The sequence below is a fragment of the Prosthecomicrobium sp. N25 genome, from assembly GCF_037203705.1.
Classification (GTDB): Bacteria; Pseudomonadota; Alphaproteobacteria; order Rhizobiales; family Ancalomicrobiaceae; genus Prosthecodimorpha.
Genome location: NZ_JBBCAT010000002.1, coordinates 676,011 through 693,541 on the forward strand (window position 1 = coordinate 676,011; position 17,531 = coordinate 693,541).

The 17,531-nt window shown below is 71.0% G+C and carries 15 protein-coding genes and 1 tRNA gene; 7 read left to right on the plus strand and 9 right to left on the minus strand.

What is annotated here, in order from left to right; genetic code table 11:
* Positions 1 to 9 precede the first annotated feature (9 nt).
* Genes WBG79_RS18000 through WBG79_RS18010 form a run of 3 tightly spaced genes read left to right on the plus strand, consistent with a single transcriptional unit; the run spans position 10 to position 2,683 of the window.
* On the plus strand, positions 10 to 912 hold the full coding sequence (locus tag WBG79_RS18000; RefSeq protein ID WP_337358564.1) for an N-acetylmuramic acid 6-phosphate etherase: 903 nt from the start codon (positions 10 to 12) through the stop codon (positions 910 to 912).
* The gene (locus WBG79_RS18005) at positions 906 to 1,670 is read left to right on the plus strand and encodes a GntR family transcriptional regulator (protein ID WP_337358565.1); all 765 of its coding nucleotides are present in this window, start codon (positions 906 to 908) and stop codon (positions 1,668 to 1,670) included. The genes WBG79_RS18000 and WBG79_RS18005 overlap by 7 nt, the downstream gene beginning before the upstream one ends.
* Entirely contained in the window at positions 1,667 to 2,683 is a 1,017-nt protein-coding gene (locus tag WBG79_RS18010) for an SIS domain-containing protein (RefSeq protein ID WP_337358566.1), read from the plus strand. Before WBG79_RS18005 ends, WBG79_RS18010 begins: the two co-directional genes overlap by 4 nt.
* Positions 2,684 to 2,691: 8 nt before the next feature.
* Here WBG79_RS18010 and WBG79_RS18015 read toward each other — a convergent pair whose 3' ends face one another.
* On the minus strand, positions 2,692 to 3,543 hold the full coding sequence (locus WBG79_RS18015) for a class I SAM-dependent methyltransferase (RefSeq protein ID WP_337358567.1): 852 nt from the start codon (positions 3,541 to 3,543) through the stop codon (positions 2,692 to 2,694).
* Between the two features lie 122 nt (positions 3,544 to 3,665).
* Here WBG79_RS18015 and WBG79_RS18020 point away from each other — a divergent pair, with 122 nt between their 5' ends.
* Positions 3,666 to 5,672 carry a tetratricopeptide repeat protein gene (locus WBG79_RS18020; protein WP_337358568.1) on the plus strand — a complete coding sequence of 669 codons (2,007 nt, stop codon included), beginning with the start codon at positions 3,666 to 3,668 and terminating at the stop codon, positions 5,670 to 5,672.
* Positions 5,673 to 5,685: 13 nt separating this feature from the next.
* Here WBG79_RS18020 and WBG79_RS18025 read toward each other — a convergent pair.
* From WBG79_RS18025 to cpdR, 6 genes are all read right to left on the minus strand, one after another.
* A tRNA-Val gene (locus WBG79_RS18025) sits at positions 5,686 to 5,760 on the minus strand.
* A gap of 81 nt (positions 5,761 to 5,841) precedes the next feature.
* Positions 5,842 to 7,176, minus strand: coding sequence for an amidase (locus WBG79_RS18030; protein ID WP_337358569.1), 1,335 nt, complete (start codon positions 7,174 to 7,176; stop codon positions 5,842 to 5,844).
* A 9-nt stretch (positions 7,177 to 7,185) separates the two neighbouring features.
* Positions 7,186 to 8,946, minus strand: coding sequence for a TRAP transporter large permease (locus WBG79_RS18035; RefSeq protein ID WP_337358570.1), 1,761 nt, complete (start codon positions 8,944 to 8,946; stop codon positions 7,186 to 7,188).
* A complete protein-coding gene (locus WBG79_RS18040) occupies positions 8,943 to 9,608 on the minus strand; it encodes a TRAP transporter small permease subunit (RefSeq protein WP_337358571.1) in 666 nt (221 codons plus the stop codon). The genes WBG79_RS18035 and WBG79_RS18040 overlap by 4 nt, the downstream gene beginning before the upstream one ends.
* A gap of 99 nt (positions 9,609 to 9,707) precedes the next feature.
* Positions 9,708 to 10,835, minus strand: a complete 1,128-nt coding sequence (locus WBG79_RS18045; RefSeq protein WP_337358572.1) for a TRAP transporter substrate-binding protein — start codon at positions 10,833 to 10,835, stop codon at positions 9,708 to 9,710.
* A 178-nt stretch (positions 10,836 to 11,013) separates the two neighbouring features.
* The gene (gene cpdR, locus WBG79_RS18050; RefSeq protein ID WP_337358573.1) at positions 11,014 to 11,373 is read right to left on the minus strand and encodes a cell cycle two-component system response regulator CpdR; all 360 of its coding nucleotides are present in this window, start codon (positions 11,371 to 11,373) and stop codon (positions 11,014 to 11,016) included.
* A 221-nt stretch (positions 11,374 to 11,594) separates the two neighbouring features.
* Between cpdR and WBG79_RS18055 the strand changes: the two genes are divergently transcribed.
* A complete protein-coding gene (locus WBG79_RS18055) occupies positions 11,595 to 12,485 on the plus strand; it encodes an N-formylglutamate amidohydrolase (RefSeq protein ID WP_443147480.1) in 891 nt (296 codons plus the stop codon).
* Between the two features lie 281 nt (positions 12,486 to 12,766).
* Positions 12,767 to 13,564 (plus strand): histidinol-phosphatase, encoded by a 798-nt coding sequence (gene hisN, locus WBG79_RS18060; protein WP_337358574.1) that lies wholly within the window; start codon positions 12,767 to 12,769, stop codon positions 13,562 to 13,564.
* Positions 13,565 to 13,568: 4 nt separating this feature from the next.
* On the opposite strand, the gene WBG79_RS18065 is transcribed toward hisN, so the two are convergent.
* Positions 13,569 to 14,510, minus strand: coding sequence for an alpha/beta hydrolase (locus WBG79_RS18065; RefSeq protein WP_337358575.1), 942 nt, complete (start codon positions 14,508 to 14,510; stop codon positions 13,569 to 13,571).
* Between the two features lie 486 nt (positions 14,511 to 14,996).
* Here WBG79_RS18065 and WBG79_RS18070 point away from each other — a divergent pair, with 486 nt between their 5' ends.
* Positions 14,997 to 15,458 (plus strand): Hsp20 family protein, encoded by a 462-nt coding sequence (locus WBG79_RS18070; RefSeq protein WP_337358576.1) that lies wholly within the window; start codon positions 14,997 to 14,999, stop codon positions 15,456 to 15,458.
* Positions 15,459 to 16,257: 799 nt separating this feature from the next.
* On the opposite strand, the gene WBG79_RS18075 is transcribed toward WBG79_RS18070, so the two are convergent.
* A complete protein-coding gene (locus tag WBG79_RS18075) occupies positions 16,258 to 17,307 on the minus strand; it encodes a threonine aldolase family protein (RefSeq protein WP_337358577.1) in 1,050 nt (349 codons plus the stop codon).
* Between the last annotated feature and the right edge of the window lie 224 nt (positions 17,308 to 17,531).

The window sequence follows — 17,531 nt, forward strand, 5'->3', positions numbered from 1 at the left end:
GATCCGAGAATGCCCACCGAAGACGTCAGCGCCCGTTTCGTCGACCTGGACGGCTGGCCCACCCGGGATGCCGTGGAGGCGATGTACGAGGGGCAGCTCTCGGCCGTCGCGGCCGTCCGGCCGGCGCTGGGGGTGATCGCGGCGGCCGTCGATGCCGCCGCCGAGGCGCTCGGCCGGGGCGGACGCCTCGTCTATGCCGGGGCGGGCACCTCGGGGCGAGTCGGCGTGCAGGACGGCGCCGAACTGCCGCCCACCTTCGATTGGCCCTACGAACGCCTGGTCTTCGCCATGGCGGGCGGCCAGGGGGCCCTGGTGCGCAGCGCGGAAGGCGCGGAGGACGACGAGACGGAGGGCCGGCGCGCCATCGACGCGGCCGGGATCGGCCCGGACGACGTCGTCATCGGCATCGCGGCGAGCGGCACGACCCCCTACACGGTGGCGGCCGTCCGGCGGGCGGCGGAGCGGGGCGCGGTGACGATCGGCATCGCCAACAACGAGGGGGCGCCCCTGCTCGGCGCGGCGCGCTTCCCCGTGCTGGCGGAGACCGGTGCGGAGGTGGTGGCAGGCTCGACGCGCATGAAGGCCGGCACGGCCCAGAAGGTAGTGCTGAACCTCCTGTCGACCGCCATCATGGTGCGGCTCGGCCGCGTGCACGGCGGCATGATGGTCCACATGCACGCGTCGAACGCCAAGCTGCACCGGCGTGCCGCCGACATGGTTGTCCGGCTGACCGGCGTCGACCACACGGAGGCGACCGAGGCGCTCCGGCGCTCCAACTGGGACGTCAAGAAGGCCGTGCTGGTGCTGCACGGGCAGTCGCCGCAGGAGGCGGCCGACCTGCTGGACGGCAGCAACGGGGTGCTGCGGGCCGCGCTCGCCGCCCTCGACGAGGGGAGCGGCAGCGGATGCTGACGACGGGCCGGATCAGCGTCGACGCGCGCAGCCCCACGCCGCTCTACCTGCAACTCGCCGAGAGCCTGCGCGGGATGATCAGCGACGGCGCGGTGCGGGTCGGCGAGGCGCTGCCGTCCGAGCGCGAGCTGTCGGCGCTGACGGGCATCTCGCGGGTGACCGTCCGCAAGGCGATCGACACGCTCCTGCGCGAGGGCCTGCTGTCCCGCCGGCCGGGATCCGGCACCTACGTGTCGACGCGCATCGAGCAGCCGGCCTCGCTGCTCGCCGGGTTCACGGCGGACATGCGGACGCGCGGAAGCCGGCCAGGGTCGGTCTGGATCGAGAAGGTCGTCGGGCCGCCGACGCCCGAGGAGGCCATGATGCTGGCGGTCGGGCCGGGCGCGCCCGTGGTCCGGCTGGCGCGGGTGCGCACGGCGGACGACGAGCCGCTGGCGATCGAGCGGGCCGTCGTGCCCGCGGCGCTCCTGCCGGGGGTCGAGGAGATCGGCGAATCGCTCTACGAGGCGCTCGGGCGGCGCGGCAACCGGCCGGTCCGGGGCCTGCAGCGGCTGCAGTCTTCGCTGGCGACCTCCGCGGAGGCCCAGCTCCTGAACGTGCCGGTCGGGGCCGCGATCCTGCGCATCGAGCGGCGGAGCTTCCTGGCGAGCGGCGCCCCGGTCGAGTTCACGCGATCGGCCTACCGGGGCGACCGCTACGACTTCGTCACCGAGGTGCGCGAGCCGCCGATGCGCGGGGGCGAGGAGGGCGGCCGATGAGCGCGACCAGCCAGATGGCCCGCGAGATCGCCGAGATCCCGAACGCGGCGCGGCGGCTGCTCGCCCAGGAGGACGCGCTCTCCGCCGCCGCATCGGCGATCCGCGCGGCCGACCCGCCCTTCGCGGTGATCTGCGGGCGCGGGAGCTCGGGACATGCGGGCGTCCACCTGCGCTACCTGATCGAGACCCATCTCGGCATCGCGGTGTCGGCGGCGGCGCCCTCGGTGGTGACGAGCTACCGGCGGCCGTCGGCGCTCGCCGGCGCGCTGTTCGTGGTGATCTCGCAGTCGGGCGGCAGCCCGGACCTGGTCGCGGCCACCCGGGCCGCGGAGGCGGCCGGCGCGCTGACGCTCGCCCTCGTCAACGAGACGGCCTCGCCGGTCGCCGCGGCGGCGGGCCTCGTCGTGCCGCTGGCGGCGGGGCCGGAGCTTTCGGTGGCGGCGACCAAGTCGGTGGTCGTCTCCATGCTGGCGGGCGCCCGCCTGATCGCCGAGGCGGCGGACGACCGCGACCTCCTGGCCGCCTGCGCGGCGGCGCCCGACCGCTTCGCGGCGGCGCTCGGGCTCGACTGGTCGGCCTGGGGGGCGCAACTCGCGACGGCGCGGGCGGCCTTCGTGGCGGCGCGCGGCTACGGCTTCGGGCCGGCCCGCGAACTCGCCCTGAAGATTTCGGAGACGGTGCGGCTGCCGGCGCTCGGCTACAGCGCCGCGGAGCTGCGGCACGGGCCGCGGGCGGCCATCGCGGCGGACACGCCCGTGCTGGCGTTGCGCCAGGACGACGCCACGGCGGCGACGGTCGACGGGCTCGCCGCCGACCTCGCCGCCGAGGGCGAGCCGATCCTGGTCGCCGGCGGTCCCCGGTCCACGCTGCCGTGGATCGGCGACGCGCACCCGGTGCTCGACCCGGTCGCCATGCTGGGGCCCGCCTATGCGGCGATCGAGGCGGCGACCCGGGCCAAGGGCTTCGACCCGGATCGCCCGCCCTTCCTGCAGAAGGTCACGAAGACCCTCTGAGGGCCCCGTCAGCGGGTCACCACCACCTCGAGATACTCGCTCGGCACCACCATGGTGCCGTCCGTCGCGCGGTTGAAGCGGCCGACGAGGTCCAGGATGTCGCGCTCGAGGGCCTGCTGGCCGAGGACCGGCAGGGCCGCGAAGGCCTTCAGGACTGGGCCGTACCAGGTCCGGAAGACGTCGACGAAGTGGGCCGGCGAGCGGTACCGGAAGGTGAAGTGCCGGCTCTCGGCGGAGACGGTGGCGCCGTGCGGCCCGAAGAGCTCGTCGAGGCGCGCCCGGGTTCCCCAGAGCGCAGGCGAGCGGGCCCCGGCCGGCGGCGGCACGTGGCGGCCGATGGTGCGGAAGAGCTGGCCGATGAAGCCGTCCGGCGTCCAGTTGGCGAGGCCGATCCGTCCGCCGCGGCGGCAGACGCGGACCATCTCGCCGGCGGCGCGCTCCTGGTCGGGGGTGAACATGACCCCGAAGGTGGAGAGGACCGCGTCGAAGCCGGCATCGTCGAAGGGCAGGGCCTCGGCGTCGGCCTCCTGGAACGCGATCGGCAGCACCTCCGCCTCGGCCCGGGCGCGACCGCGCTCCAGAAGGGCGCCGACATAGTCGGTCGAGACGACGTCGCACCAGCGGCGGGCCGCCGCCAGGCTGGCGTTGCCGTTGCCGGCCGCGACGTCGAGGACGCGCGAGCCGGGCTTCAGGTCGAGGGCCTCGCACAGGCTCTCGCCGACGATCTGCAGGGTCGTGCCGATGATGGCGTAGTCGCCCGACGACCAGGCGCCCTGCTGGCGGGCCTTCAGGGCCGCGAGGTCGGCGCTCGACGGGGCGATGCTGGCGATGGTGGCGATGGTGGCGGTTGCGCCGGTCATGTCGGTCTCCGATATGGTCGTTCTTCTGCTACACTCGCCCCTGACGACCGCGGCGGCCGAAGCCGCCCCGGCACCCATGGAGACAGTCCCGGACGGGCGTGGGGACGAGCGTGGAAGAGGGCGTGGAAACGGTCTCCCCGGACGGCCGGCCGGCGCCGGCGCTGCAGATCCGGCTTCTCGGGCCGATGGCGGTGGAGCGCGGCGGCGTCCCGGTCGACCTGCCGGCCTCGCGCAAGGTCCGGGCCTTGACCGCCTACCTGGCCCTTTCCGCCCGGCCGGTCGGACGCGGGCGGCTCTGCGAGATCTTCTTCGAAGGACCCGACGATCCGCGCGGCGAGCTGCGCTGGTGCCTCAGCAAGATCCGCGGTCTGGTCGACGGGCCGGGGACGTCGCGGGTGGTCGCCAGGGCCGACACGGTGGCGCTCGACCTCGCCGACGCGGCCGTCGACGTGACGATGGTCGACGCGGCCTTCGCGGCCGGGCTCGACGGGCTTCCGACCGAGCTGCTCGACGGCCTCGCGTCGCTCTTCGCCGGAGACCTGCTGGAAGGGCTCGAGCTGGCGCGGAGCCCGGTGTTCGACGCCTGGCTGGCGGCCGAGCGCCGGCGGCTCCGGGAGCGGCACCGGGCGCTTCTCGACCACCTGGCGGCGCGGGAGACCGGCAGCGCGCGGATCCGCCGTCTGGAGGCGCTGGCGGCGCTCGCCCCGACGGAGCTGGAGGTGCAGCGCCGGCTGATCGGGGCCCTGTTGGACGAGGGTCTCCCGGCCGAGGCGGACGCGCGGGTGGAGGCGGCGGTCGGCCATTTCCAGGCCGAGGGGCTCGACCCGGCGCCTCTGCGGCACATGCGGCGCCAGTTGCGCCCGGCCGCGCCGGCGCGGTCCGCTCCTGCCGCGGTCCTGCCGGTCGACGACGTCGCGCCGCCGCCCGGACCGGTCCCGGGAGGGCCGCGGCGCGCATCGCTCGCCGTCATGCCCTTCCGGGCGGCGCCGGCGGAGGGGCCGGGCGGGCCGGCCGACGCGCTCGCGACCGACATCGCCACGCGCCTCGCCAAGCTGCGGATCCTCGTCGTGATCGCGCCGGCGAGCGTCTTCGCGTTGCGCGACCGGGGCATGGGGGCCGCGGAGGCGGCGGGCCTGCTCGGCGTCGACTACCGGGTGACGGGCACCATCCGGCAGGCGGGCGGTCGCACCATGGTGACGGCGGAACTGGCGGAGGCGGCGACCGGCCGCCTGCTCTGGGCCGAGGACTACCGGCCGCGCGCGGCGGACGCCTTCCTGCTGGTGGAGGAGATCGGCGACCGGATCGTCGCGGCGGTGGCCGAGGAGGTCGAGGCCTCGGAGCGCAACCGGGCCATCCTCAAGCCCCCGAACGGTCTCGACGCCTGGGAGGCCCTGCACCGGGGGCTCTGGCACATGTACCGCTTCAGCCAGGACGACAACGCCCTGGCGCGCGGCTTCCTCGCGCGCGCCACCACGCTCGACCCGACCTTCTCGCGGGCCTGGGCGGCGCTGTCCTTCACGCATTTCCAGGACGCCTTCCAGGGCTGGGCGCCGCGGGAGGCGGAGATCGGGCGGGCGCTGGAGACCGCGGGCCGGAGCCTCGGCGCGGACGACCGGGACCCATCGGCGCACTGGGCGATGGGACGGGCGCTCTGGCTCCAGGGCCGGCAGGACCTCGCGCTGCCGGAACTCGAACAGGCGATCGACCTCAGTCCCAACTTCGCGCAAGGGCATTACAGCCTCGCCTTCGTGCACTCCCAGGACGGGGATGCCGCGGCGGCGATCGGCTATTCGGACGAGTCGCGGCGGCTCAGCCCGTTCGACCCGATGCTGTTCGGGATCTACGGCGCGCGCGCCATGGCGCTAATGCGGCTCGGCCGCTACGCCGAGGCGGCCGATTGGGCGATCCGCGCCGCCGCCCGGCCGAACGCGCATGCGCATATCCAGGCGATCGCCGCCTACGCGCTGACCCTGGCCGGCCGCCCCGGAGAGGCGGTCGCTTACCGTGCCGCGATCGCCCGGACGGCCCCGGGCTACACGGTCGCCCAGTTCCTGACCGCCATGCGCTTCGACGACGAGGCGACGGCCACGTTCCGCGCGGCGGCGGAGAGGCTGGGCAAGGAGCGGTGATCGGGGGAACGGATGGTGGGCGTGACAGGGATCGAACCTGTGACCCCTACGATGTCAACGTAGTGCTCTCCCGCTGAGCTACACGCCCGTTCCATGGGCCGGCGGGTCGGGATGCCGTCGGCGAGGAGGTCTATAGCCAGTCTTGCGGGGGGCCGCAAGCCCCAAGGGCTCAGGCTTCGGCCCCGGCGAGCTCGCGGACCAGGAGGGCGGCGGAGCGCAGCAGGCGGGCGTCGTCGCCGCGGTCGCCGACGAGCTGCACGGCCATCGGCAGGCCGCCGGATTCGAAGAGCGGCAGGCTCACGGCGGGGGTGCCGAGCAGGGTCCAGAGGCTGCAGAAATGCGGGTCGCCGGTGCCGGCGAGGGCCTCCGGGGCTGTGCCGAGGGCGGCGGGGGTCAGGATCGCGCCGTGGTCGAGGAAGATCGACCGGGCCGTGCGGCCGAGCCGGCTGCGGGTGTCGAGGGCGTCCAGGTAGGCGACCGCCGGGACGTCCCGGCCCGCCTCAACGACGGCCCGGAGATCCGGGTGGACCAGTTCCGGGCTTCGGTCGGCGAGGGGCCCGAAGGCGCGCGCGAACTCGACGATGCGGATCGTTCGGGCGGCCGCCACGCCCTCCTCGAAGGCGTAGCCGAACTCGATCTCGGTGACCCGGGCGCCGAGCTCGCCGGCCAGCTCGGCGATCGCCTCGCGCTGGTCGCGGTCGAGGTCGGCCCAGCGGTCGGAGCGGACGAGGGCGAAGGTCGGCGGCACCGGCCAGGGCGCCGTGACCGTCTCGAGCAGCGCCGGCCGGCTCCGCGGCCGGGTCGCCGCGTCGCGCGGGTCGTGGCCGAAGAGCGCGTCGCCGAGGAGCGCGAGGTCCTCCACCGAGCGGGCGAAGACGCCGACCGTGTCGAGGGTCGGAGACTGCTCCAGGACGCCCGTGCGCGGGATGGCGCCGAAGCTCGGCTTGAAGCCGTATACGCCGCAGAAGGCGGCCGGGCGGATCACCGAGCCGAGCGTCTGGGTGCCGAGGGTGGCGGGGACCATGTGGTCGGCGACGGCCGCGGCGGAGCCGGACGAGGAGCCGCCGGGGCTGCGGGAGAGGTCGGCCGGGTTTCGGGTCGGGCCGGGGACGTGGGTCGCCAGCTCGCAGGTGACCGTCTTGCCGATCACGACGGCGCCGGCCGCGCGCAGGGCCGCCGCCACGGCGGAGTCCGCTTCGGGCCGCCGGCCCGCGTAGGCGGGCGAGCCGTGCTCGGTCGGATAGTCGGCGGTGTCGATGACATCCTTGAGGGCCACCGGAACCCCGTGGAGGGGGCCGAGCGGCCGGCCTTCGGCGCGTTCCCTGTCGGCGCGGGCGGCCTCCTCCAGGGCGAGGCCGGGGTCAAGATGGGCCCAGGCGCGCACCTCGTCCTCGCGCGCGGCGATGCGGGAGAGGCAGGCGTCGACGAGGTCGAGGGCCGTGACGCGGCCGTCGCGGACGAGCGCGGCGGCCTCGCGGGCCGTCAGTCTGTTGAGGTCGTGCATGGCGGTCGGTCAGTTTCCGTAAAGGAATTCCGGCAGCCAGAGCGTCAGGCCGGGCCACAGGTACATGATGACCATGCAGAGGATCACGATCAGCATGTAGGGCATCATGCCGGCGAAGATCTGGTTGATGGTCACGTGCGCGGGAGCGACACCCTTCAGGTAGAAGGCCGACATGGCGACCGGTGGCGACAGGAAGGCCGCCTGCAGGTTCACGAAGACCAGCACGCCCCAGAGGATCGGGTCGATCTGGAAGTGCTTCAGGAGCGGCAGGAAGATCGGCACGAAGATGACGATGATCTCGGTCCACTCGAGCGGCCAGCCGAGCACGAAGATGATCGCCTGGCTGAGGATCATGAACTGCAGGGGGCTCAGGTCGAAGGCCAGGACCCACTTCTCGATCAGCGCCTGTCCGCCCAGGATGGCGAAGACGCCGGAGAAGAGGGCGGAGCCGACGAAGAGCCAGCACACCATCGCGGTCGTCTTGGCGGTCAGGAAGACCGCCTCCTTGGTGCGCTTCCAGTCGAGAGTGCGTGCCTGCCAGGCGAGCAGGAAGGCGCCGGCGGCGCCGACGGCGGCCGATTCGGTGGCGGTGGTGATGCCGAACAGGATGACGACCAGGACGACCACCGTCAGGGTGCCGAGCGGCGCGATGGAGGTTGTTAGCAGCTTCACGACCTCGAAGCGCTCGGCGTCCATGCGCCGGTAGTAGCGGATCATCATGACGGCGGCGGCGAGCGCCAGGACGCCGAACCAGATGTAGAAGGCGGTCGGCGGGCCGGCCGCCGCGGCGGGCTCGGCGGCCGCGGGGTCGCCCAGCTCCTGAAGGCCGCCGCCGAGCTCCTCCAGGCCGCTCGGGACCGCCAGGGCGCGCTTCTGCTGGTGGATGACCACGTACCACCAGATGAGCGCGAAGGTCGCGGCGGTCATGATGAAGGGCACGAGGGCGTAGAAGAGGTTGGCCAGGATCGCCCGGTAGCCCATCGGCCGGCCGTCGATCTCGACCTTGCCGGCGAGCCCCGGGCTGGCGGCGGCGCGGGCGAGGCCGGCCGCCATGTTGGGCGAGTAGAGGCGCTGGAAGCTGCGGACCCAGTCCGGCACGGGCACGCGGGTCTGCTCCTCCGTGAGCTTCGGGGCGACCGAGGGGTTCAGGAGCGCCCAGCCGATGATGTAGGCGAGGTAGAGGAGCGACAGGAAGAAGCCGGGGAACATGGCCGCGGCGTAGAGCTTGACCACCGACTGGCCGGCGACGGCGGCGAAGACGATGATCATCACCGAGGGCGGGATCAGGATGCCGAGCGTGCCGCCGGCGGTGATCACGCCCGAGGCGAGGCGCACGTCGTAGCCGGCGCGGAGCATCGGGTTGAAGGCGATGACGCCCATCAGCACCACGACCGCGCCGACGAGGCCGGAGGCGATGCCCCAGAAGGTGCAGACCACCAGGGTGGCGACCGCCAGGGAGGCCGGCACGTTCCGGAAGGCGAGCTGGATCGAGTAGAACATCTTGTCGACCAGCGCGCCGCGCTCCATCACGTAGCCCATCAGCACGAAGAGCGGGATGGAGATCAGCACGTCGTTGGTCATGGCCCCGTAGGTGCGCTGGACCATGAGGTCGAAGACCAGGTTGTCGGCGAAGGCCTGGCCCGACTTGAAGTAGGCGATGAAGCCGAAGAAGATGCCGAGGCCCATCAGCGTGAAGGCCGTCGGGAAGCCCAGCATGATCACGACGACGATCAGGACCAGCATCAGGAGGCCGAGGGCGGGATCGCTCATGTGATGTGTTCTCCACGCCCGCGCTGGCGCGCCGATTCGTCGATGTCGTGGGCCTTCTCGATGGCGAACTTGCGCGTCTCCTCGTCCACGTACTGGCTGCCGGCGAGCTGCTCCTCGACCACGTCGATCTCGTTGACGTCGCTGAGCCGCGAGGGCCACTCGCCGGTCCTCAGGCAGACGATGCAGCGGATGATCTCGGCGAAGCCCTGGAGCAGGACCAGGGCGCCGGCGATCGGGATGACGGTCTTGAAGTGGTAGACCGGCGGGCCGTCGGCGGTGACGTTCGAGTGCTCGGCGATGCGCCAGCTGTCGGCGGCGTAGTGCGTGCCGGCATAGACCAGAGCCGCGATGCCGGGGACGAAGAAGACGACGTAGAGGATCAGGTCGAGCGTCGCCTGCGTGCGCGGGCGCATCGAGCTGTACAGGAAGTCCCCCCGCACGTGCGCGTTCTGGGCGAGCGCGTAGGCGCCGGCCAGCATGAACAGCGTGCCGTAGAACATGTTGGAGGCGTCGAAGATCCAGGCCGTGGGCGCGTTGAGGATGTAGCGCTTGAAGACCTCCGCGCAGACGAGGAGCATCAGTCCCACGATCAGCCAGGCCGCAGCCTTGCCGACGAAGGTGCTGATGCCGTCGATGGCGTGCAGCAATCGCTCGATGGTCATCGGGACATCCAGTCCGTCAGGAAAACGTCATGAGGTGCCGAACGCATCGGGCCCGGCCGGTGGTGGTCCGGCCGGGCCCGCGCGGGGCTATGGCGGTCGTCAGGTTCTGCGGAGCGTGCCGTTCGCGCCGAAGTAGTGGTCGTAGGCCATGCGGCGGCTGACCACCGTGTCCTGCTCCCAGCGGGTGGCCCGCCGCGCGAAGGCGATCTGGCTCTCCAGGATCTCCTTGAAGAGCGGGTTCTCGCCGGACTTCTTGGCCGTGACCTGGTCGTAGACCTCGAGCTGGCGCTTGAGGATCGCGTCGGGCGTCTTGAAGAAGCGGACCTTGTCCTTGGTCTGCATCTCGGCGTAGTCGGTCGAGTAGCGGTCGATCGCCTTCCAGGACATGTCGGCCGAGGCTGCGTCCACCGCGTTGGCGATGATGGCGCGCATCTTCTCGGGGAGCGCGTTGTAGCGGTCCTTGTTGAACATGATCTCGAACTGCTCGGCGTTCTGGTGGTAGCTCTGCAGCATGCAGACCTTGGAGACGTCCGGGAAGCCGAGCACGCGGTCCGACGAAGCGTTGTTGAACTCGGCGGCGTCGAGGAGGCCGCGGTCCATGGCGGAGACGATCTCGCCGCCCGGAAGCGCGTTCACGGCGGCGCCGAGCGCGGTGAAGACGTCGATCGAGATGCCGACCGTCCGGTACTTGAGGCCCTTCAGGTCCTCCTCCTTGGCGATCGGGTTCTTGAACCAGCCGAGCGGCTGGGTCGGCATCGGGCCGTAGGGGAAGGACACCACGTTGGCGCCGATCGAATCATAGAGCTTGGCGAGGAGCTCCTTGCCGCCGCCGTACTTGTGCCAGGCGAGCAGCATGTTGGCGTCCATGGCGAAGCCCGGGCCGGAGCCCCAAAGGGCGAGGGCGGTCTGCTTGCCGTAGTGGTAGACGAGCACCCCGTGGCCGCCGTCGAGCGTGCCCTTGGACACGGCCTCGAGCAGGCCGAAGGCCGGCACGACGGCGCCCGCCGGGAGCACCTCGATCTTCAGGTCGCCGCCGGTCATGTCGTTGACCTTCTTGGCGAAGTCCTGGGCGTATTCGTGGAAGATGTCCTTCGATGGCCAGGTCGACTGCCAGCGCATGCTGATCGGCCCCTGGGCCTTCACGACCGAGGGGGCGGCCACGGCCGCAGCGGCCACGGCCGAACCGGTCAGGAATCGGCGACGTCCGACTTTCTTCTCTTCCGACATGGGGTTCCTCCCGAGAACCGGACCCTTGGGGCCCTTGTTGTCGGAAGGATTAGATTTCAAAAATGAAAAGCGTACAAGATGCTGACAGGCCGGCCGGAGACATTCGCGACCGGCCAAGGCGTCACATCTGTTATGCCGGCGCGGACGTGATCCGGACTAGGCGTTTCTACGTAGCGCCTTACGCGGCCACCAGTTTCTCGACCTCGCGAACGAGATCGCGCAGGTGGAAGGGCTTGGAGAGCACCTTGGCGTCCTTGGGGGCGTTCGAATCGGGGTTGAGCGCCACGGCCGCGAAGCCGGTGATGAACATCACCTTCAGGTCGGGGTCGAGCTGGGTTGCGCGCCGGGCGAGTTCGATACCGTCCATCTCGGGCATCACGATATCGGTCAGGAGCAGCGTGAAGGGCTCTTCGCGCAGCCGTTCGTAGGCGCTCTTGCCGTTGTCGAACGACACGACGTCGTAGCCGGCGCTCTGCAGGGCCTTGGCGAGGAAACGACGCATGTCGTTGTCGTCTTCGGCGAGGAGAATGCGCGTCATCGAATCCATCCGAAAGCATCCATGCCGGTCGCTGCGTATCACTCTCATAGACCCGGGGCGCGGTAAATATCCGGTGAAGCCGTCGGGGCAGGTCGTCGCCCACGCAACCATGGACAAGGCGGGTGGTTTCCAGGCAACATGTCGACAGGCCCGAACCGCGCCCCAGACGGCGCGGCGCGGGCCGGAAAGCACGGCCCGATCAGGGGAGCGCGCGGCGCACGGTGCGGATCGTCCGGGATTTTTCATCCGACCCGCCTTTCGAGGTGCTCACGCCGGACGAGATCCGCGTGCCCTTCCTGTTCAATTCGCCGCACAGCGGGACAGGCTATCCGCAGAGCTTCCTCGACGCATCACGGCTGGACGGCCGGCGCATCCGCCGATCCGAGGACAGCTTCGTCGACGAGCTCTTCGGCTCGGTGCCGGCGCACGGCGCGCCGCTCATGCGCGCCAACTTCCCGCGGGCCTATCTTGACGTGAACCGGGAGCCCTACGAGCTCGACCCGAAGATGTTCACCGGACGCCTGCCGGCCTATGCGAACGTGCGGTCGCTCAGGGTCGCGGGCGGGCTCGGGACGATCGCCCGGATCGTCGCCGAGCAGGAGGAGATCTATGCGCGGCCGCTCGAGGTCGACGAGGCCCTGGAGCGGATCGAGGGCATCTACAAGCCCTACCACGCCGCCCTGAGGAAGATGCTGGCCCGCCTCCACGTCTCCTTCGGCTACGCGGTGCTGGTCGACTGCCACTCCATGCCCTCGGTCATCCGCGGCCTCGACCAGCGCAGCCGGCCCGACATCGTGCTCGGCGACCGCTACGGGACGAGCTGCTGGTCCGGGCTCGTCGATTCGGCGGTCGAGATCCTGACCGGGCTCGGCTACGCGGTGGCGCGCAACAAGCCCTATGCAGGCGGCTTCATCACGGAGCACTATGGCCGCCCGGGGAAGGGCCTGCACGCCCTCCAGATCGAGATCAACCGCGCGCTCTACATGAACGAGGACACCTACGAGCCGCATGCCGGCTTCGGCCGCCTGGCGGCGGACCTGTCGACCTTCGTGGGCGAGATCGTTCAGCTCGGCGCCAGCGGGTTCCGGTCGACCGCCCTCGCGGCGGAGTGACCGGACGCCTTCCCGGACCAAGAAAAAAGGCCGCCGACGGATGTCAGCGGCCCAAGTCTAGGGAGGAAACGCCCAAGGAGGGCTGCGGCAGGCGCAAGCGCCGTACCGCGTTGCAACAAATCGCATTGCGACGCACAAAAGTCAATGGCTGACTCCATCGGGCTGATTTTTCCCGGTTCGCGCGGCGCCACCGCGGAGGATTGCCGGCCCGTCCCTCAACGGTCTAGGAAGGACGAGCCCGGGCGCCGGGGCCTCGCGCCGGGTGGGTCGGAGACGCGCGCATGTCCGCTGAGAACAGCCTGGCTAACTTCCTGGACGTGCTGGCGGATGCGGCGGGGCGGGCCATCCTTCCCCATTTCCGCACCGCGATGGCGGTCGAGGACAAGACCGCCGCCGGCTCCGGCAAGGCCTACGACCCGGTCACGATCGCCGACCGTGCCGCCGAGGCGGCCATGCGGGCTCTGATCGGGCTGCACCACCCGTCCCACGGCATCCTCGGCGAGGAATTCGGGCCGGAGCGGACCGACGCGGAGCACGTCTGGGTGCTCGATCCGATCGACGGAACGCGCGCCTTCATCTCCGGCCTGCCGGTCTGGGGGACGCTGATCGGCCTGACCCGCGACGGGGTCCCGAACCTCGGCATGATGTACCAGCCCTTCACGGGCGAGCGTTTCGCAGGCGACGGGCGCCGGGCCTGGTACCGGGGGCCGGACGGCACGCGCACGCTCCGGGCGCGCCCCTGCGCGGAGCTCTCCGACGCGGTGCTCTTCACGACGACGCCGGCCCTCTTCAAGGGGGCGGCGCGGGAGGCCTACGACCGGGTCGAATCGCGCGTGCGGCTCGCCCGCTACGGCTGCGACTGCTACGCCTACTGCATGGTGGCGGCCGGTCACGTGGACGTGGTGGTGGAGACCGGGCTGCAGGCCTACGACATCGTGCCGCTGATCCCGGTCATCGAGGGCGCCGGCGGCATCGTGACGGACTGGGCCGGCAACCCCGCGCCGCAGGGCGGCAGCGTGGTGGCGTCCGGGGACCGGCGGCTCCACGCCCAGGTGCTCGCGCTGCTCGCCGGCGGCTGAGGCGTCAGCTGCCCGGCACGAACGCGTCGAAGGCGGCGAGCGCCTGCTCCCGGTAGACGTCGGATTCCTGCAGGAGTTCGTGGCGGGCCCCCGGAATGACGACGAGGTGGCTCGCCTTCAGGGTCCGGGCGAGGCGCTCGATGGCGACGTTGGAGACGATGCGGTCGGCACCGGCGGCGACCAGGAGCGTCGGGATGCGGATCTTCTCCACGTAGTCGACGTCGTCGAGCTCCCCCATGGCGTCCACGGCGGCGCGCACCCAGCCGATCGTCGGCGCGTCGACGGTGAGCTCCGGATGGGCCTTCGCGATGCCGATGTTGCGCCGGTATCGGCGGGGGTCGGAGGTCAGCCTGTTTTCCTCGAAGGGGCGATCGTACAGGCGGTGCCGGGAGGCGCCGGGGATGAGGCTGCGCTTGAGCCCGACGGCGGCGAGCACCCGCGACAGCGGCGCGACCACCTCCTGCGGCCAGCCGGTGTCGCCGAAGCCCAGAAGGGGCGCGAGGCAGACGTTGCGGCGGAAGCGGTTGCGCAAGGACGGGGAGGCGAGCAGCAGCACGGTGGCGCCCGTCGAGTGGGCGAGGCCGTAGAAGGGCGGCGGGCAGTTCGGCAGCACGACCTGCGTCATGAAGGCGTCGAGATCGGCGACGTATTCGGCGAAGTCGTCGACGTGGCCCTTGTGGCGCGCCTTGCGCTGGCGCAGCGAGCCGCCCTGGCCGCGCCAGTCGAACATGGCGACCGCGAAGCCGCGCACGACGAGGTCGCGGGCCGTCTCGAAATACTTCTCCAGGAACTCGGCGCGGCCCTGCAGGATGCAGACGGTGCCCTTCTGCAGCGAGCTCTCCGGGCGCCAGACGGCGTAGCGCAGCCGGCTCTCCGCGGGCGTGTCGAAGTGACCCGCGGAGACGTCCGGCGGAATCGGGTTGTCCTCGAAGTCGACGAGCGTCATGCGGGCTCCGGCCGGGCCCCCCGGTTGGGACGGACGACGGCGGCGGCCGACATCCGTCCCCCCGAGATATCCGAGGCGGCGTCCCGGCTCAACGGGCCTTCGCCGCGGGAGCCGACGCGGCGGGAGCCGTGGCCGCTAGGGCCGGGTCCACCCCGGGATCGTCACCGGCGCTTTCTCCCGCGAGCCTCCCCGGTCCCGATGCCACCCGCCGGCGGCACCGGCGCGGGGTCGAGAGACAGCGCAACGGCCGAACATCAGAGTGCCTCCGGGGCGCTGAACCGCTGCGGAACCCGGGGTTCATCGGGCGTTCAACGGGGGCTCTTGAAAGGCCTCCGGGGCCTACCTACCTCATCGATTGCGGACGCCGGAGACCGGGTCCGCGAGGGAGGTCCGAGACCCGCGGTCCAGTGGAGGCGGGGACGGGGCCAGCGCCCTGGGGACCGATCCCTCGATCCCAACCAGTTGCTCTTTCGGAGGACTGATCCCATGCGTATCGACTTCGCTCCGCTCTATCGTTCGACCGTCGGCTTCGACCGCCTGTTCTCGCTGATCGATTCGCTCGGCAACGAGGCCGCGAGCCAGCCGACCTACCCGCCCTACAACATCGAGCGCACCGGCGAGACCTCGTACCGGATCTCGATGGCCGTCGCCGGCTTCGGCGAGAAGGACATCTCGATCGAGGCCAAGGAGAACACCCTGACGGTGAAGGGCGACAAGAAGGACGAGGGCAACGACCGCGAGGTCCTCTACCGCGGCATCGCCTCGCGCGCCTTCGAGCGTCGCTTCCAGCTCGCCGACTACGTGGTGGTGAAGGCCGCGAGCCTCGAGAACGGGCTCCTGCACATCGACCTCGTGCGCGAGCTTCCCGAGGCCATGAAGCCGCGCCAGATCCCGATCTCCACCGCCGCCAACGCGTCGGCGAAGCAGATCGAGGCGCAGGCCGCCTGAGGGCCCGACCCGTCGAGCGGATGAACGAGCGCCCCGGATTCCGGGGCGCTCTACTTAAGAGACTACCTTACAGCAGGCGGTCCGCTGTAGCCGCTTCCCAAGTGCCCTTTGTAGGGCCTTCTGGAAAACGCTTGCCATTCAGAACTTCAGAGACGCGTCCCTGATTTATTCCGAGCTGCGCAGCAATTTCATGTTGAAGCAGATCGGTCTCTCGCGACAGGCGCCGGATCTCAGACGCCATGTCCTTGGTCAAACGCGGGCTTCGTCTTCCCATCAGCGCTTCGCACCAGACTTCGTTGGATCGACCAAACGGTAGCTCTGGCCTGCCTTCGGAGTCGGCGGTAACGGATTGCCACGCGTCGACGTGATTTCACCAGGGATTTTGCCCCCACGGGGGCCAACTCGCTCGTACTGTCCCGAGCGCGGAGTCCTATCGCCAGGCTTCATAGCCAGCGCCTCCGGCGGCTTGACTACTGGGACCTCTTGCGACTATCTCACGGTGTCAAGCTGAGTAGTCGCGCGTCTTCATGGCAGCACGCGCCGCCGGACGTGCAACCACAAAGACTAAGAGGGCGGTACACATCACGTGTGCCGCCCTTCGTCGTTTAAGGCAGATGTCTCTAGATGTAAAGGGCTGTACCTTCGCCGTGCAGCGAGGCTTAGGATATCGATCTGCGAGGGGAACAGCTAGCTATCTATGATTGTAATTTTCCTGTCAGTGGGAATGATGCAACCAACCTGTGGTTGTTTTTGTGCCCTCTTTGTACTCCACATTATCCACAGGCAGTAGCGCGCTCCATTACCGAATCGCTCCCAGGAAGGCGTCCACCTCCTCCTCCGTCGTGCGGAAGCTGGCGACCAGCCGGTAGAGCTGCTCGCGGCCGCGGGGGCCGTCCTCGGCCGGCAGGCCGGTCATCGTCCACTCGTAGAAGGTGGCGCCGCGCTCGCGCAGTGCCGCGGCCGTCTCCGGGGCCATGTAGGCGAAGACCTCGTTGGCCTGCGGCTCCCAGGCGAGGCGGGCCTTCTCGGCCTGGCGGAGGCCGGCGGCGAGGCGGGCCGCCATGGCGTTGGCGTGGTCGGCGAGATCGAGCCAGTGCTCGTCGTCGAGCCAGGCGTCGAACTGGGCGGCGACGAAGCGGTGCTTGGAGACGAGCTGGCCGGCGCGCTTGCGGAGATAGCCCATGGCCTCGGCGCGCGAACGGTCGAAGAGCACGACCGCCTCGGCCATGAAGGCGCCGCCCTTGGTGGCGCCGAAGGAGAGGACGTCGACGCCGGCGCGCCAGGTCAGCGCCGAGGGGGCGACCTCCAGGTGCGAGATGGCGTTGGCGAGGCGGGCGCCGTCCATGTGCACCGCCATCCGGCGCGTGCGCGCGACGGCCGAAAGCGCGGCGACCTCGTCGGGCGTGTAGACGGTACCGAGTTCGGTGGCGTTGGTGAGCGACAGGACGGCGGGCTGGGAGTGATGGACGACGCCGGCCGGCAGCTCCATGAGCGCGGCGGTGACGGTCGCCGGGTCGAGCTTGGCGCGGGCGCCCGGCAGTCCAACGGTCTTGGTGCCGGCGAAGAATTCGGGGGCGCCGCACTCGTCGCTGGCCAGGTGGGCACCCTCGTGGCAGAGGACCGCGCCCCAGGGTGGCGCGAAGGCGGCGATGGAGAGCGCGTTCGCGCCCGTGCCGGTCGCGACCAGGAAGACGGCGACGTCGGTTTCGAAGAGGTCCGCCATGCGGGCCTCGAGGCGGCGGGTGATCTCGTCGACCCCGTAGGCCGGCGACGGGCCCGCGTTGGCCTCGGCGAGCGCGGCCATGACCTTGTCAGAGGCGCCGGCCCAGTTGTCGGATGCGAAGATCATGCGAGGTCTCCCTTGGCGGTCCGATCCGGACCCGCCGCTCCCCTCCGTCTAGCGGGAAGCGGTCCGGAATGCGACGGTGCGATGCGTCGTTTCCGGAGGCGAAACATTCTTTCGTACGCCCCCGCGTCTGTTTGCGAAAATGACCGGTTGCAGGGGCCTCCCCGAAAGAAAGATAATCGCCGGCTCAGAATGCGGCTTGCGGGCGGCGGGGAATTCTGGCATGG

Bases quoted from the DNA above. Each gene is read 5' to 3' on its own strand.
- WBG79_RS18030 (WP_337358569.1), bottom strand. From the start codon at position 7,176: ATGCACGACCTCAACAGACTGACGGCCCGCGAGGCCGCCGCGCTCGTC.
- WBG79_RS18010 (WP_337358566.1), top strand. From the start codon at position 1,667: ATGAGCGCGACCAGCCAGATGGCCCGCGAGATCGCCGAGATCCCGAAC.
- WBG79_RS18040 (WP_337358571.1), bottom strand. From the start codon at position 9,608: ATGACCATCGAGCGATTGCTGCACGCCATCGACGGCATCAGCACCTTC.
- cpdR (WP_337358573.1), bottom strand. From the start codon at position 11,373: ATGACGCGCATTCTCCTCGCCGAAGACGACAACGACATGCGTCGTTTC.
- WBG79_RS18035 (WP_337358570.1), bottom strand. From the start codon at position 8,946: ATGAGCGATCCCGCCCTCGGCCTCCTGATGCTGGTCCTGATCGTCGTC.
- WBG79_RS18045 (WP_337358572.1), bottom strand. From the start codon at position 10,835: ATGTCGGAAGAGAAGAAAGTCGGACGTCGCCGATTCCTGACCGGTTCG.
- WBG79_RS18005 (WP_337358565.1), top strand. From the start codon at position 906: ATGCTGACGACGGGCCGGATCAGCGTCGACGCGCGCAGCCCCACGCCG.
- hisN (WP_337358574.1), top strand. From the start codon at position 12,767: ATGTCCGCTGAGAACAGCCTGGCTAACTTCCTGGACGTGCTGGCGGAT.
- WBG79_RS18075 (WP_337358577.1), bottom strand. From the start codon at position 17,307: ATGATCTTCGCATCCGACAACTGGGCCGGCGCCTCTGACAAGGTCATG.
- WBG79_RS18065 (WP_337358575.1), bottom strand. From the start codon at position 14,510: ATGACGCTCGTCGACTTCGAGGACAACCCGATTCCGCCGGACGTCTCC.
- WBG79_RS18070 (WP_337358576.1), top strand. From the start codon at position 14,997: ATGCGTATCGACTTCGCTCCGCTCTATCGTTCGACCGTCGGCTTCGAC.
- WBG79_RS18000 (WP_337358564.1), top strand. From the start codon at position 10: ATGCCCACCGAAGACGTCAGCGCCCGTTTCGTCGACCTGGACGGCTGG.
- WBG79_RS18015 (WP_337358567.1), bottom strand. From the start codon at position 3,543: ATGACCGGCGCAACCGCCACCATCGCCACCATCGCCAGCATCGCCCCG.